At 69.5% G+C, this 13,694-nt stretch carries 13 protein-coding genes; 6 read left to right on the top strand and 7 right to left on the bottom strand.

The window, feature by feature from the left end; translation table 11 throughout:
• Nucleotides 1–139 precede the first annotated feature (139 nt).
• Nucleotides 140–1,636, bottom strand: coding sequence for an AMP-binding protein (locus F9C11_RS15905; protein WP_409185636.1), 1,497 nt, complete (start codon nucleotides 1,634–1,636; stop codon nucleotides 140–142).
• A 225-nt stretch (nucleotides 1,637–1,861) separates the two neighbouring features.
• Here F9C11_RS15905 and F9C11_RS15900 point away from each other — a divergent pair, with 225 nt between their 5' ends.
• On the top strand, nucleotides 1,862–2,107 hold the full coding sequence (locus tag F9C11_RS15900) for a phosphopantetheine-binding protein (protein ID WP_409185635.1): 246 nt from the start codon (nucleotides 1,862–1,864) through the stop codon (nucleotides 2,105–2,107).
• On the opposite strand, the gene F9C11_RS15895 is transcribed toward F9C11_RS15900, so the two are convergent.
• Both F9C11_RS15895 and F9C11_RS15890 read right to left on the bottom strand, forming a co-directional pair.
• The gene (locus F9C11_RS15895; RefSeq protein ID WP_182891222.1) at nucleotides 2,100–3,059 is read right to left on the bottom strand and encodes an ACP S-malonyltransferase; all 960 of its coding nucleotides are present in this window, start codon (nucleotides 3,057–3,059) and stop codon (nucleotides 2,100–2,102) included. The two genes, F9C11_RS15900 and F9C11_RS15895, sit on opposite strands and share 8 nt — an antisense overlap.
• Nucleotides 3,052–3,984, bottom strand: coding sequence for a proline iminopeptidase-family hydrolase (locus F9C11_RS15890; RefSeq protein WP_409185634.1), 933 nt, complete (start codon nucleotides 3,982–3,984; stop codon nucleotides 3,052–3,054). The genes F9C11_RS15895 and F9C11_RS15890 overlap by 8 nt, the downstream gene beginning before the upstream one ends.
• A 235-nt stretch (nucleotides 3,985–4,219) precedes the next feature.
• Between F9C11_RS15890 and F9C11_RS15885 the strand changes: the two genes are divergently transcribed.
• Genes F9C11_RS15885 through F9C11_RS15875 form a run of 3 tightly spaced genes read left to right on the top strand, consistent with a single transcriptional unit; the run spans nucleotide 4,220 to nucleotide 7,712 of the window.
• Complete coding sequence (locus F9C11_RS15885; RefSeq protein WP_409185633.1) at nucleotides 4,220–5,929, top strand: nucleotide disphospho-sugar-binding domain-containing protein; 1,710 nt, start codon at nucleotides 4,220–4,222, stop codon at nucleotides 5,927–5,929.
• Nucleotides 5,920–7,035: a sensor histidine kinase gene (locus F9C11_RS15880; RefSeq protein ID WP_409185632.1), complete on the top strand. Its 1,116-nt coding sequence runs from the start codon at nucleotides 5,920–5,922 to the stop codon at nucleotides 7,033–7,035. The genes F9C11_RS15885 and F9C11_RS15880 overlap by 10 nt, the downstream gene beginning before the upstream one ends.
• Before the next feature lie 23 nt (nucleotides 7,036–7,058).
• Nucleotides 7,059–7,712, top strand: coding sequence for a response regulator transcription factor (locus tag F9C11_RS15875; protein ID WP_409185631.1), 654 nt, complete (start codon nucleotides 7,059–7,061; stop codon nucleotides 7,710–7,712).
• Nucleotides 7,713–8,024: 312 nt separating this feature from the next.
• Here F9C11_RS15875 and F9C11_RS15870 read toward each other — a convergent pair whose 3' ends face one another.
• The 4 genes from F9C11_RS15870 to F9C11_RS15855 all read right to left on the bottom strand — a co-directional run bounded on the left by F9C11_RS15870 (nucleotide 8,025) and on the right by F9C11_RS15855 (nucleotide 12,303).
• Nucleotides 8,025–8,639, bottom strand: a complete 615-nt coding sequence (locus F9C11_RS15870) for an acyl-CoA carboxylase epsilon subunit (RefSeq protein WP_409185630.1) — start codon at nucleotides 8,637–8,639, stop codon at nucleotides 8,025–8,027.
• A 365-nt stretch (nucleotides 8,640–9,004) separates the two neighbouring features.
• Nucleotides 9,005–10,573, bottom strand: a complete 1,569-nt coding sequence (locus F9C11_RS15865; RefSeq protein ID WP_409185629.1) for an acyl-CoA carboxylase subunit beta — start codon at nucleotides 10,571–10,573, stop codon at nucleotides 9,005–9,007.
• Nucleotides 10,566–11,336, bottom strand: coding sequence for a thioesterase II family protein (locus tag F9C11_RS15860; RefSeq protein ID WP_409185628.1), 771 nt, complete (start codon nucleotides 11,334–11,336; stop codon nucleotides 10,566–10,568). Before F9C11_RS15860 ends, F9C11_RS15865 begins: the two co-directional genes overlap by 8 nt.
• Before the next feature lie 280 nt (nucleotides 11,337–11,616).
• Entirely contained in the window at nucleotides 11,617–12,303 is a 687-nt protein-coding gene (locus F9C11_RS15855) for a GNAT family N-acetyltransferase (RefSeq protein WP_409185627.1), read from the bottom strand.
• Between the two features lie 150 nt (nucleotides 12,304–12,453).
• On the opposite strand from F9C11_RS15855, the gene F9C11_RS15850 reads away from it, so the two are divergent.
• Together F9C11_RS15850 and F9C11_RS15845 are read left to right on the top strand one after the other, a co-directional pair.
• A complete protein-coding gene (locus F9C11_RS15850; protein ID WP_409185626.1) occupies nucleotides 12,454–13,173 on the top strand; it encodes a VOC family protein in 720 nt (239 codons plus the stop codon).
• 31 nt (nucleotides 13,174–13,204) lie between these two features.
• Nucleotides 13,205–13,693 (top strand): GNAT family N-acetyltransferase, encoded by a 489-nt coding sequence (locus F9C11_RS15845; RefSeq protein ID WP_409185625.1) that lies wholly within the window; start codon nucleotides 13,205–13,207, stop codon nucleotides 13,691–13,693.
• The last annotated feature ends 1 nt before the right edge of the window (nucleotide 13,694 follow it).

Genomic DNA, 13,694 nt, shown 5'->3' with positions numbered 1-13,694 from the left:
GACGTCGGAAAAGTTATCCGCGCGCGGCCGGTGATCCACACCCCTAACGGCCCCTAGCTGGCACTCTGCCGCCCGCCCGGAATACGGCAAAGGGCTCCTCGCGGGAATCCGATTCCCGCGAGGAGCCCTTTCCCGGACCTCAGGCGGGCACGGGGGCGAGGATCTCCGCGGCGCGCGCGGCGAGCGTCTTCCGGTCGATCTTGCGGTTCGAATTCAGCGGGAACTCCGCGACGTGCTCGTACCGCCGCGGGATCACGCCCTCGGGCAGCACCGCCCGCAGCGCCCGCACCAGTTCGAGCACCGGCCGCTGCGGCCCGGTGTAGAACACGAACAGCTCGGTCCCGCTGTCGCCTTGCACGCCAAGCGCCACCGCCTGCACCCCGCACGTCTGCAGCGCGTGCTCCACCTCGGTCAGCTCAACGCGCCAGCCGAGCACCTGCACCTGTGAATCGAGCCGTCCCAGATACGCCAGGTCGTCCCCGCCAAGCCGGCGCACCCGGTCGCCGGTGCGGTAGAACCGGTGCCCGTCGCGGTCGAGGAACCGGCCCTTCTCGTCCGCCGGGTCGAGGTACCCCGGCGTCAGCTGCGGTCCGGCGATCGCGAGTTCGCCCTCCCCTGCCTCGTTCTCGTCGATGAGCAGGTACTCGTGTCCCTCGTGCACCGCGCCGATCGGCACCACGCCGTTCACCGCGATCCGCGGGGTTTCCTCGTCGTCCCACCGGTATCCGGCGACGGTGATGGTCAGCTCCGTGGGGCCGTAGAGGTTCTCGGTCACCGCATTGCCCGCCGCCGCGCGCCAGTCCGCGGTGTCGCGGACGGTCAGTGCTTCCCCGGCGAAGAAACTCCACCGCAGGCCCGGCATCGCGCCCGGGTTGAGCCGTCCGGTGCGGCGCACCAGGTCGATCGCGCTCGGCGTGGAGAACCACACGGTGAGGCCGCGCTCCGCCACGAACGCCGGCACGTTCCGGTACGCCGCCCCCGGCAGGACCACCGCTTCCGCGCCCGCGCCCCACGCGCAGAAGAGGTCGAACATCGCGCAGTCGAAGTTCAGGTCGAACGTCTGGGAGAAGACGTCGTCCGGCGTGAAGTCGTACCGCGCGTCGAGCAGACCGAAGTAGTGCTCGGTGGAGCCGTGCCCGATCCGGACTCCCTTCGGCCGTCCGGTGGAACCCGAGGTGAAGAGCACGTACGCGGAATCCTCGGGCCGCACGTTCCTCGGCTCGCTGAGTGCTTGCGCCCCCTTGAGCCCGTTCTGGTTGACCTCCGGTGCCAAAAGCGTCTTCACCGGCGGAGCCACGGTCAAGCCGCGTTCGTCCGCGATCAGCGCGTCCACTTCCGCCGCCTTGACCATCTGCGCGGTCCGGGCCGCCGGGAAGTCCGGCCGCAGCGGGACGACCGTCGCCCCCGCGTACAGCCCGGCCAGAATCCCGGCGTAGGCGGTGACGCCCTTCCCGGCCAGCACCCCTACCGTGCGGGCGCCGGACTCGGCGAGCGCGCCGCCCCACCGCAAGGCCCGCTCGTGCAGCTCGCCGTAGGTGAACGCCTGCCCGCCGACACTGACCGCCGGCCGGGACTCGGAACGGGCCAGCCCGCGCAGAAACCGCGCGTGCAGTCCCGAGGTGGTCGTCGTGTCCATCGTGGTCCTCCGCGTTGCTGTGCCGATTGGTGCCAACCCGACCACCGTCACGGCCTCCTGGGTTCCTGGCAACGGTTGCGTGCCGGGTCGGGGGTTTCGGTCGGATCAGCAATAGGGGTGCCGGCGCGTCGCCCGGGAGCGGCGGCGCGGGGTAAAGTTCAAAACCGAACCGGGCGGTCGGTTTCCCTGCCTGGTGAAGTGCCCGACCCAGCCACCGGAGTAGCCATGTGGGACAGCTCTTTCGACGAAGCCCTCCGCCCGTACCTTCCGTTCCTGCCCGCCGACGAGGCGCTGACCGCCGAGACCCCGCTCAAGGAGTACGGCCTCGACTCGCTCGCCACGGTGGAACTGCTGGCCGTGCTGGAGGAGAAGTACAACGTCCGGTTCTCCGACGACGCGCTGAACCTGGAGACGTTCGAGAACCCCGGACGCCTCTGGAGCACGCTGTCGGGACTGCAGCCGGCTAGCTGACCCGCGAGGGACCCGCGCCGCGCCGCCGCGGCTGCAGCGCGAGCCGCGGGTTCACCGTGGTCACCTCGAACCGGCTGGTCGTGGCCCGGACGCGGCCGAACAGCGTGTCCGGCCCGGCCACCCACAGCTTGCGCACGCCGAGCTGTTCGAGCGACGAGACGACGTCCGGCCAGCGCAGCGGCTCGACGATGCTGTCCAGCAGCATCGTGCGGACCTGCTCGCCGGACCGCAGCACCGAACCGTCCTGGTCAGCGATGATCGGAAGGAGGGGATCATGGAAGTCGAGGCCGCCGAGCACCTCGTCCTCGGCCTTGCGCCGCAACGCGCCGAACGCTCGCGAATGCAGCGGAGGACGCATCGTGTACAGCGAGAGCCCGCCCATGCCCCGCACGGTCTGCTTGAGCCAGTCGAGATTCCGCTCCCGCACCGAGACCATGTAGAAGTCGTGGTCGATGTAGCAGGAGATGTCCGACCACTCGCCGCGCCCGTCGAGTTCCGTCAGCGCGTCGCGCAGTTTCTCTTCCGGCGTGCGGACGAACGAGTGCGTGACGACGTCGGTGTGCTCGGTCGCGAAGAACTCGTCGAGGCATTGCGCGAGCTTCGCGGTCATCCACACCGCGTCCGGGAAGGTCAGCGAACCGGCGTACACGCTGGCCGGTTTCTCCCCGAAACTCGGGCCGGTGCAGTAGTCCGGGCTCATCCCGTACTCCTGTTCGGCCCATTCGGCGAGCGCGACGCAGGTGAGCATGAACCCGACCTGGGCGTACTCCGAGTAGTCGCCCTCGGCCTCGCGGAAGCGGTCGACCAGCGAGTAGCCCAGCCGGTCGTCGGCGTCCTTGATGAGCCTGCGCGCGAACGGGTTGATGAGCAGGAACTTGCCGAAGTCGACGAACCGGCACGGGCTCATCCCGGGGAATACGACCGCCGATCCGGCCTGGCTGGCCTCATCCATGACTGGCGACCTCTCTTTCGGCGGGGGAATGGACTTCCTGCAGGAATCCCAGCAGGATTTCGCGGAACCGTTCCGGCTCCTCGAGATGGGGGACGTGGCTCGACTCCGGGAGGATCTCCCAGCGCACGTCGTGGATCCGGTCGTAGTACGGCTGCACGGTGGCCGGGGTGGCCTCGTCGTGCGCACCGGAGATGAGCAGGGTCGGCACCTCGATGTCGTCGAGGCGGTCGATTACCGAGTAGTCCGCGAGCGTGCCGGTGACGGTGAACTCGCTGGGGCCGTTCATCACCGAGTAGACGGTGTTGTTGTCGGCCATCTCCATGAACGACGCGACATAGTCGGCAGGCCACGGCAGCACGCGGCAGACGTGCCGGTCGTAGAAGACGCGCATCAGGTCGAAGTACTCCTGCGTGTCCGTGGTGCCGGCCGCCTCGTGCGCCCGCAGTCCCTCGTCGACGCCGGGCGGGAGCAGCGCGCGCAGCCGGTCCATCTCGCTGCGCCACAGCTCGTACGACGCCGGCGAGTTGGCGATCACCAGCCCGCGCAGGCCGTCCGGCCGCTCGGCGGCGTGCCGCGCGACGACCAGGCCGCCCCAGGACTGTCCATAAAGGACGTAGTTGTCCTCGATGCCGAGCCGGTGCACCAGGTTGTCCAGCTCGTCGCCGAACAGCTCCGGGTTCCAGAACCCCGGGCCGGCGTCCGGCAGCCGGGTGGACCCGCCGCTGCCGAGCTGGTCGTAGTGCACGACCGGGAATCCGTGTTCGGCGAGTTCGGCCAGGTTCAGCAGGTAGTCGTGCGTGCTGCCGGGCCCGCCGTGCACCACGACCACAGCGGGCGCCGCTCCTCCCGGTTCCCCGGTCACCCGGTACCACGTGCGGTGCTCGCCGAACGGGACCCAGCCTTTCGCGGTGGGCGCCACGGCCATGCTCATCACCTCGTTCGCCTCCCTCGTCCTCCTCCGGCTCGGACGCGGCCGGATCCGGTTACCTGTCTATCCGTCGCGGCCCGCGCTCCACCAGCCCCTAAGGGGCAGCTAAAGCCGAGCCAAATCCTCCTTGCCCGCGCCGGATTCAGGGGTCCCCTACCGGGTGGGCGCAGCGGTGGCACGGCCCTACCGTTTCCCTTGTCCAGCCGCACCTACGATTCCGGGAGCCGCCGCGATGCGCGTGATGCTGATGGTCCTCCCGACGAGAACCCACGTGCACAGCATGGCCCCGGTGGGCTGGGCACTGGCCGCGGCCGGGCACGACGTCCGCTTCGTCGGACAGCGCGGCTCGCGCGAGGCCGTGTCGTTCGCCGAGACCGGACTGGACGTCCTGTGGCTCGGCGGCGAACTCGACCTCGCCCGGCACCGCCGGCTCCAGATCGACGGCAACCACGCCAGGCAGGGCGACTTCCGGATCTCCGAAAGCCGTCCCGAGCGCTACACCGACGAGTACGTGCGCAACGTGTACGAGCACTGGGTCGACGTGTTCCGCTGGACCACGCCGGACTCCCTGCTCGACGACCTAGTCCGCTTCGCCCGGCAATGGCAGCCGGACCTCGTGGTGTGGGACTCGATGCTCTACGCCGCGCCGATCGTCGCGCACGCGCTCGGAGTGCCGCACCTGCGAATGACGCACGCCGCCGACCAGACCGCCCGCCTCGGCGCGCAGTACCGCGACCGCAGAGCCAGCCGTCCCGGCCGCACCTGGCCGCCGGACCCGTTCGTGACGTGGATGTCCACCGCAGTCGGCCGATTCGGCGCGGACTACGACGAAACCCTCCGCTACGGCCTGCGCACCATCGACTGCCACCCGGCATATCTGCGCTACGAAGGCGTAGACGTCGACTACCTCCCAGCCCGGTTCGTGCCACAGGACACACCGACGACGATCCCGTCCTGGGTACTGGAACGTCCTTCGCGGCCGCGGGTGCTGCTCGACCTCAGCTCGCTTCCGGGTCCCTGCGTCGAGAAGACCTCCGTCGGCTTCTTCGACCGGCAGGTGCCCAGCACGGCAGAGACCTCAGTCGGCCTCCCCGACCGGCAGGCGTCCAGCACCGAAAAGACCTCCCTCGGACTCCCCGACCAGCAGGCACCCAGCGCCGCAGAGACGTCCTTCGGCCTCCCCGACCGGCAGATGCCCAGCACCGCAGAGACCTCCCTCGGCCTCCCCGACCAGCAGGAACCCTGCACGGCAGAGACCTCCCTGGGCCTCCCCGACCGGCAGGCACCCGGCACCGGAAAGACCTCCGACGGCCTCTCCGATCGACGGGGGCTCAGCCCCGAAAAGACCTCTGTCGGCCTCTCCGGCCAGCGGGGGCCCATCACCGAAGAGTCCTCCGTCCGACTCCCCGACCGGCAGCCACCCGGCACCGCGGAGACCTCCCTCAGACTCCCCAACCAGCAGGCACCCAGCACCGCAAAGACCTCCGTCGGAGACCTGCTGGACGCCCTCGCCGACCTGGACCTCGAGGTGATCGCCACGATGCCCGCGAACCAGCTCACATCCCTGCGCGCGATCCCGGACAACGTCCGCGCGGTCGATTCCGTGCCGATGAACGAACTCCTCGCCTCGTGCTCGGCGATCGTGCACCAGGGCGCCGGCGCGACGATCAGCACCGCGGTCGTCAACGGCGTCCCGCAATTGGTCATCCCAGGCACCACGTGGAGCGAACGCTGCTCGGCGGTGGCTCAGGCGAAGCGCGGCAACGGATTGCTGGTGGACCTCGAGGACGCGACGCCCGCGAGCGTCCGGGCGGGAGTGTGCCGGCTGCTGGAAGAACCGTCCTTTCGCGAATGCGCGCGCGAGGTGCGCGACGAGATGCTGGCGACCCCCACTCTCGGCGACCTCGTCCCCGAACTGGAACGGATCGCGCTATGCCACTGACCCGGCCGCCGACCCTGCGCACGATCGGATTTCTCGTGCTCAGCCTCCCGATCCGGCTCGTCGTGTTCGTGCTGATCCTGGTGTCCATGGTGGCCGGCGTCGCGACGACGATGCTGTGGATCGGCATCCCCATCCTGCTGGCCGGGACCTCGCTGATGCGGTCGTATTGCGCCTTCGAACGCCGCTGGGCGCGCCAGATGCTCGGTGTAGCCATCGCCGAACCGGACCGCCGCCGGCCGGTCGGGCCGGGCATGCTCGCGGTGTGGCAGGCGCGGTTGCTCGACGCCGCCACCTGGCGCGAACTCGCCTTCGTTCTCGTCGCTTTTCCGTTGGGCATCGTCGAATTCGTGGCGGGCGTCGTGTCCATCGCAGTACCTCCTTTCGGGATTTTCGTGGCACCGCGCATCGGGGCGATGCACGGCGAACTGGCGACCTCGTTCCTCGGCCCGAACCGCACCGCGCAACTGGAAGCGCGCACGCAGCAGCTGCGGAACTCGCGTGCACGCGGGGTCGACGCGGTGGAGGCCGAACGGCGCCGGATCGAACGGGACCTGCACGACGGCGCGCAGCAGCGGCTGGTGTCCGTCGCGATGAGCCTGGGCCGCGCCCAGCTCAAACTCGACCTCGACGACCCGACCGCGGTCCGCGAACTCATCGGAGCCGCGCACGCCGACGCCAAACTCGCTGTCTCGGAGCTGCGCGACCTCGCCCGCGGGATCTACCCGCCGGTGCTCCAGGATCGCGGCCTGGACGCGGCGTTGTCTTCTCTTACCGCAAGAATGCCTATCACTGTTGAGGTCGAGGTTACCGCAGAACCCCGTCCGCCCGCACCTGTCGAGACGACGACTTATTTCATCGTGAGCGAAACGCTCACCAACGTGACCAAGCATTCCGGCGCCGACCGCGCGTCCGTGCGAGTGACCCGCGACGCCGACACCGTGGTCGTCGAGATCACCGACAACGGCCACGGCGGCGCGTCGGTGCGCCCCGGCGGCGGCCTGGCCGGACTGGCCGACCGAGCCGCCACGATCGACGGAGTTCTCACCGTCGTCAGCCCCGTCGGCGGTCCCACCGTCGTGCGGGCCGATCTGCCCGTCCGCTGGTGAATCCTGTTGTGGAGGCTCGAAAAATGCGCGTCGTGATCGCGGAAGACTCGGTACTGTTGCGCGCCGGGGTGCAAAGCCTGCTCGCGGATGTCGGCATCGAAACCGCCGCCGCGGTCGACAACGGCGAAGACCTGCTGGTGGCCATCCGAGACCACCGCCCGGACCTGGTCATCGCCGACGTCCGCATGCCCCCGACCTTCACCGACGAGGGCCTGCGCGCGGCTTTGGCCGCCCGCAAGGAAATCCCCGGGCTGCCGGTATTGGTGGTGTCGCAGTACGTCGAAGGAAGCTATGCGGTAGACCTGATCGCGGAAGGTACGTCCGGCGTCGGCTACCTGCTGAAGGAACGAGTCGCCGACGTCGCGGACTTCCTGGAAGCAGTCCGCCGCGTCGCCGACGGCGGTTCAGCCATCGACCCGGACGTGGTCGCGCAAATGCTTTCCCGCAGCCGCGATCCGCTGGAAGCACTGACCGCGCGCGAAACCGAGGTCCTGGCGCAGATGGCACAGGGCCTCTCGAACACGGCCATCGCCAAGGCTTTGGTGGTGACGCAGGGAGCGGTGGAAAACCACATCAGCAACATCTTCGCGAAACTAGGCCTGGAGGCCAGCCGGGACCAGAACCGCCGCATCCGCGCCGTTCTGACCTATTTGGACAGTACCGCGGTACACGCCTGATTCACCGGATCGATACCGTGCAGATGTTCGACTGGTGGCGGTAGCTTGGAGATATGGATCTCGGACCCGCCCCCGTGTCGTCCGTTGTGGACGAGGTAATTGTTCTCTTGTGGCGCAACGCTTCCGCCACCAGCACTGCGATCACGAGCCGCCGATCACTGCTACCCTCGAAAGCCGCACCTCGCCTTAACTGGCCCCTCCGAAGACCGGCACTCCGCGCAGCCGCCAATGCCGGAGTCACACTACTGCGAAAAGCCCGCATCGCTATGCGCCGACGCGGACCCCGCCCCCTCGCGCCTTCCTCGACCAGGGCTACCGCGCCCGCCAGCTCGTCGCCGGAACAAACCCTGCGGCCGGTCGCCGAGGTGACGGCACAACAGGTCCCTCATGCCCAGCCCCCGCTGCCCGACCGACCGCGGCCAACGCCACGAGCAACGCAGCCACTTCCCCGTCATCCGGATTCCCCCGCACCACACGCACTGCGGGCACTACCGCCGCAGCACGCTCCGCAGGAGCTTCACGACCACCTAAACCCTTTTGCGTGGCAACTGGATCCGCCTCTCCCGCAAGTGCCCGACTGGGCTCCCGAGGCGATTCTTCCAGCCCTCCAGACAGCTGTGCACTGGCCACAGATCCGCCTGCTGCCTCACCGCGCCCAGAACCGACCAGCCCGACCGACGTCGAACCACCCGAGTCCCCTCGACCCGAACCCCCAGCCGACCCTGCCACCACACCAGACCGCCCAGCACTCGCCGCAGCCTCGCCCGCTGCCGACGCCGAACCACCCGAACCCTGTTTCACAGCAACCGAACCCACCCCACCCGAAGCCCCAGATGACCCTTCCAACACCGGAGCCCGCGCCGCGCTCGCCGCAGCCTCGCCCGCTGGCACCTCATCGCACCCAGAACCAGCCGCCCCGACCGACATCGAACCACCCAAAGACGCCCGACTCAGATCCCCAGGAGATTCTCCCAGCGATCCAGACGGCCCTCCCCCGGCCCCAGATCCGCCTACTGCCGCCTCAACGAATCCAGAACCAGCCGAATCCCCCTGCACCGCAGAAGAACCAAGCCCAGCAGGAGCCCTCTGATCACCGGAGTCCCCCGGTCCCGCGGGATCCCGCAGCACCGAACAAACCCCCGCATCACCCGCGCCCCCGCCGAACCCGGCCCGCGCGGCAGGCAACTCCTCCCCGCCCAACGCCCCGCCCGACTCTCCGACCGCCTCAAGACCGCCCGGCCCCGGACCCGCCACCACCCCATCCATTCCTCGACGCGCGCTCCGAACCCCCATCACATCGGCGGGTTCCCGTGCTTGCGCGCCGGAACGTCGGCGTGCTTGGCCCGCAGCATCGACAGCGACCGGATCAGCATCTCCCGCGTCCGGCCGGGCTCGATCACGTCGTCGACCAGTCCGCGTTCGGCCGCGTAGTACGGGTGCATCAGCTCGGTCTTGTACTCCTTGATCTTCTGCCGCCGCACCGCCTCCGGGTCGTCGGCCGCGTTGATCTCGCGCCGGAAGATCACGTTCGCCGCGCCCTCGGCTCCCATCACCGCGATCTCGTTCGTCGGCCACGCGAGCGAAACGTCCGCGCCGATCGACCGCGAGTCCATCACGATGTACGCGCCGCCGTAGGCCTTCCGCAGGATCATCTGCACCCGCGGCACCGTCGCGTTGCAGTAGGAGTACAGCAGCTTCGCACCGTGCCGAATGATCCCGCCGTGTTCCTGGTCCACCCCGGGCAGGAAGCCCGGCACGTCGACCAGCGTCACCAGCGGGATGTTGAACGCGTCGCAGGTTTGCACGAACCGCGCGGCCTTCTCGCTCGCCTCGATGTCGAGCACCCCGGCGAGCGTCGCCGGCTGGTTCGCCACGATCCCGACCACGTGCCCGTCCAGGCGCGCCAAGGCGCACACCACGTTCGTCGCCCAGCCGGCGTGCACCTGGAGGAACTCGCCGTCGTCGACGATTTCCTCGATCACCGCACACATGTCGTACGCGCGGGCCGCGTCCGTCGGCACCACGTCGAGCAGCTTGTCCGTGCGGCGGTCCGCCGGATCGGCCGTCGGCTCCACCGGCGGAACCTCGTTGTTGTTGGACGGCAGCAGCGAAATCAGGTACCGGACGTCCTCCAGACAACTGGGTTCGTCGTCGTAGACAAACGCCGCGACCCCCGACGTCGAGGCGTGCACGTCCGCGCCGCCAAGGCCGTTCTGGGTGATCTCCTCGCCGGTCACCGCGTGCACCACATCCGGGCCGGTGATGAACATCTGCGAGGTTTCCCGCACCATGAACACGAAATCCGTCAACGCGGGCGAATACGCGGCACCGCCTGCGCACGGGCCGAGCATCACCGAGATCTGCGGGATAACCCCCGAAGACCGGGTGTTGCGCTGGAAAATCCCGCCGTACCCGGCGAGCGCCGTCACGCCCTCCTGAATCCGGGCACCGGCTCCGTCGTTGAGCGACACCAACGGCGCACCGGCCGCCGCGGCGAGATCCATCACCTTGTGGATCTTCTGCGCGTGCGCTTCGCCCAGTGCGCCGCCGAAAATGCGGAAGTCGTGGGCGTACACGAACACCGTGCGCCCGTAGACCGTCCCCCAGCCGCACACCACGCCGTCCGAGTAGGGCTTGCGGTGTTCGAGGCCGAAGGCCGTCGCGCGATGCCGGCGCAAGGACTCGATCTCGGTGAACGAACCCGGGTCGAGGAGCAGGTCGATGCGCTCGTGCGCGGTCAGCTTGCCGCGGTCGTGCTGCCGGGCGGTCGCCGAGTCGTCGGGACCCCGCCGGGCGGCCTCCTTGATCTCCCGCAGTTCCTCGAGTTTGCTGTCGAAACCGACCGCCAATGCCTCAGACATGCGCACGCCCCTTGTCGACAAGCCGATCGTTCAGGTACCGGAGAATCACGTCCTGATGGCGGGTCAGGAAGAAATGCCCGCCGGCGAGCGGGACCAGCTCGAAGCCCGCCGAAGTGTGCTCGCTCCACGACCGGACCTCGTCGACCGAGGCGACCGGGTCCTCGGTGCCGGTGAACGCGACCACCGGAGCCGTCAGCGGCGGGCCCGGCTGGTACCGGTAGGTCTCCACGGCGCGATAGTCGTTGCGCACCACGGGAAGGATCATCCGCACGACGTCGTCGTCGCCGAGCAGGTCCATTTCGGTGCCGCTCAACCGGCGCAGCTCGTCGATCACGCCGTCGTCGGTGCGGGTGTGCACGCTCTCGTTGCGCGGCCGAGTCGGCGCCCGGCGGCCGGACACGAAGAGCGTGTCCACCGCGGTGCCCGCGGCCTCCAGCCGGCGAGTTACCTCGAAGGCGATCATCGCGCCCATGCTGTGCCCGAACAGTGCCAGCGGCAGATCGTCGCGGCCGTGCAGCAGCTCCGCGATCCGGTCGGCCAACGCATCGATCGTGGTCAGGAACGGCTCGTGCCGCCGGTCCTGCCGACCCGGGTACTGGACCGCCAGCACCTCGATGTCGGGCGTAAGCGCCCGCGAAACCGGGAAGTAGAACGGAGCCGAACCTCCGGCGTGCGGCAGGCACACCAGCCTTGCCTTCGCCTCGGGCGACGTGTGGAAGCGGCGAAACCAGCTGTCCTCGTCGGAATTCGCGCTACCCGTCATGTCGTCCCACCGCCTTTCCGACGTCTGCGCCGGGACGACCCGGCCACGGATCCTTCTTCGCCGACCCACGGTAGCCGCGCCCCAGCCCGCGCAACGACCCCTAGCTGCCCCTAGATCCACAATGGACAGTCGCGCCGACCACGGGCCTGGTGGCGCGACCGGTTACGACTCGGCCCTGGTGGTGCGGGACCGGCACGACCCCGCACTGGCCGACCTCGGCCTCATCGCGTTTCCCCTGCCTGTCATCTCGACCGACTGGCCACGCCGAAATCCCAGCCGACTACAGAGAAGGAGCCCGATAAGCGCCGAACTGCATCTCCCGGACGAGCCGGAACCCCAGCTTCTCGTACAACCGGATCGCGCCGGTGTTCGTCGCGGCCGCGTGGAGAAACGGCCGTTCCCTGCGCTCCCGGATCCCCGCGGCCACCGCCAGCACCAGCCGGGCAGCCAGCCCCTGCCCCTGGAACGCCGGGTCTGTGCACACGGCGCTGATCTCCGTCCACCCCGGCGGATGCATGCGCTCGCCCGCCATCGCCACCAGCGCCCCGTCGCGGCGGATGCCCAGGTAGGTGCCCAGGGCGATCGTCCGGGGCAGGAACGGGCCGGGCTTCGTCCGGGACACCAGGTCCAGCATCTCCGGCACGTCCGCCTCGGTCAGGCGCACCGCCTCCGGGTCGGCGGCCGCCGGGGCGGCCGAACCGTCCATCTGCACCCCGGCGATCTCGGCCTCCACCGTCCAGTCCGCGGGCGGCGGAGTCCCGACGCGGCCGACCACGACCGTCGACGCCCCCGGTCCGACGAGGTCGGCGATGTCGTGCCAGACGTGTTCGTCCGGCCGGTCCGGCACGGCGAGGAACGGAGAGACATCCACCGGATACCGCAGCACCTGCCCCTTCTGCTCCGCGAACGACGCGTGCGGGCCGCTCAACGCGGCCCAAGCGGGGTTTTCGAGCGGGGACGTGCTCATTCTCGCCTGCCATTCCGATCCGGGGTGCCGGTCCAGAATGCGTGCGCCGAACCGGACCCGGCCACTGCCTCCCACATGGTGAGCGGCCGAGGACCGCAGCTGTCCGCGATTCGCCCTACCGTCGCCGCCATCACCGACGAAGGGACCTCCATGAGCACCGTCGACCGCGACCAGCCGCTCGGCACCCCGACCTGGATCGACCTCACCGTGCCGGACCTGGACCGCGCGCAACGCTTCTACGGTTCCGTCCTCGGCTGGACCTTCGACGGCGACCACTGCCTGCTGCGCGACCTCCCCGTCGCCGGCCTCCGCCAAGGAACCGCCCGCCCGGCCTGGACGGTCTACTTCGCGACCGACGACTGCGACCGCACCGCCAAGGCCGTCGCCGCCGCAGGCGGCAAGCTCCTCGACCACCCCCGCGACGACGGAGACCAGGCTCGCGTCGCCGTCGCCGAAGACCCGACGGGTGCGCGCTTCGGGCTCTGGCAGGGCCGCAAACTCCCCGGCGCCCGGCTCGTCAACGAACCCAGCACCCTGATGCGCAACGACCTCGTCACGCCCGCGCCCAACCCGGCGCGAGATTTCTACTGCCAGGTCTTCTCCTTCACCCTCGACGGCAACGACGACCTGTCCGGCGTCGACTTCACCTTCCTCCGCCGCCCAGACGGCCACGAAATCGGCGGCATCGTCGGCGACCCGTCCGCCTCGGCCTCGGTGTGGGGCACCCTGTTCCTCGTCACCGACGCCGACGCGGCGGGAGCGCGGGCGGTCGAGCACGGCGGCGAGATTGTCGAAACGCAGGACAGCCCGTACGGACGCATGGTGACCGTCAAAGATCCGTTCGGCGCGGAATTCGTCCTGGGCTCCTGAACCCGGTGCTTCCGGTGCTAGAACAACACAGGTGGACCTCGAAACCCTCCCCGGCGCGACCCTGCTCCCCGCGACCCCCGACGACGCCGCCGAGCTGATGGTGCTCCAACGGTGCTGCTGGGTGCAGGAAGCCCTGCTCAACAACACCTTGGAGCATCCAGCACTGAGGGAAGACCTCGACGAAGTGCGCGAGTCGATCAAGACCTGGCACAGCTGGGTCGTCCGGTTGGGGCACCGGCTCGTCGGCGCGGTCCGTGCCCGCGGCGTCGAGGACGGCGGCTGGGAGATCAGCCGCCTGATGGTCGCGCCGGACCTGGCTGGCCGCGGCCTCGGGCGGTTTCTCCTCGAACACGCCGAACGGCACGCCCCGCCGGAGACGAAGCAGTACGTCCTCTTCGCCGGCGCGTCCAGCGAACGCAACATCGCGCTCTACGAACGGGCCGGGTACCGCCGCGCGCCCATGCCATTCGAAGCGACCGGAGTGTTCCGGCTCGCGGTCTACCTGGTCAAAGCGGCCTGAG

Source organism: Amycolatopsis sp. VS8301801F10 (genome assembly GCF_046195355.1).
Lineage (GTDB): Bacteria > Actinomycetota > Actinomycetes > Mycobacteriales > Pseudonocardiaceae > Amycolatopsis.
Note: the sequence above shows the minus strand (reverse complement) of the source record. Positions and strands in the feature narration are given on the sequence as shown.

Bases quoted from the DNA above. Each gene is read 5' to 3' on its own strand.
- F9C11_RS15905 (WP_409185636.1), bottom strand. From the start codon at position 1,636: ATGGACACGACGACCACCTCGGGACTGCACGCGCGGTTTCTGCGCGGG.
- F9C11_RS15900 (WP_409185635.1), top strand. From the start codon at position 1,862: ATGTGGGACAGCTCTTTCGACGAAGCCCTCCGCCCGTACCTTCCGTTC.
- F9C11_RS15895 (WP_182891222.1), bottom strand. From the start codon at position 3,059: ATGGATGAGGCCAGCCAGGCCGGATCGGCGGTCGTATTCCCCGGGATG.
- F9C11_RS15890 (WP_409185634.1), bottom strand. From the start codon at position 3,984: ATGGCCGTGGCGCCCACCGCGAAAGGCTGGGTCCCGTTCGGCGAGCAC.
- F9C11_RS15885 (WP_409185633.1), top strand. From the start codon at position 4,220: ATGCGCGTGATGCTGATGGTCCTCCCGACGAGAACCCACGTGCACAGC.
- F9C11_RS15880 (WP_409185632.1), top strand. From the start codon at position 5,920: ATGCCACTGACCCGGCCGCCGACCCTGCGCACGATCGGATTTCTCGTG.
- F9C11_RS15875 (WP_409185631.1), top strand. From the start codon at position 7,059: ATGCGCGTCGTGATCGCGGAAGACTCGGTACTGTTGCGCGCCGGGGTG.
- F9C11_RS15870 (WP_409185630.1), bottom strand. From the start codon at position 8,639: ATGTCGGTCGGGGCGGCTGGTTCTGGGTGCGATGAGGTGCCAGCGGGC.
- F9C11_RS15865 (WP_409185629.1), bottom strand. From the start codon at position 10,573: ATGTCTGAGGCATTGGCGGTCGGTTTCGACAGCAAACTCGAGGAACTG.
- F9C11_RS15860 (WP_409185628.1), bottom strand. From the start codon at position 11,336: ATGACGGGTAGCGCGAATTCCGACGAGGACAGCTGGTTTCGCCGCTTC.
- F9C11_RS15855 (WP_409185627.1), bottom strand. From the start codon at position 12,303: ATGAGCACGTCCCCGCTCGAAAACCCCGCTTGGGCCGCGTTGAGCGGC.
- F9C11_RS15850 (WP_409185626.1), top strand. From the start codon at position 12,454: ATGAGCACCGTCGACCGCGACCAGCCGCTCGGCACCCCGACCTGGATC.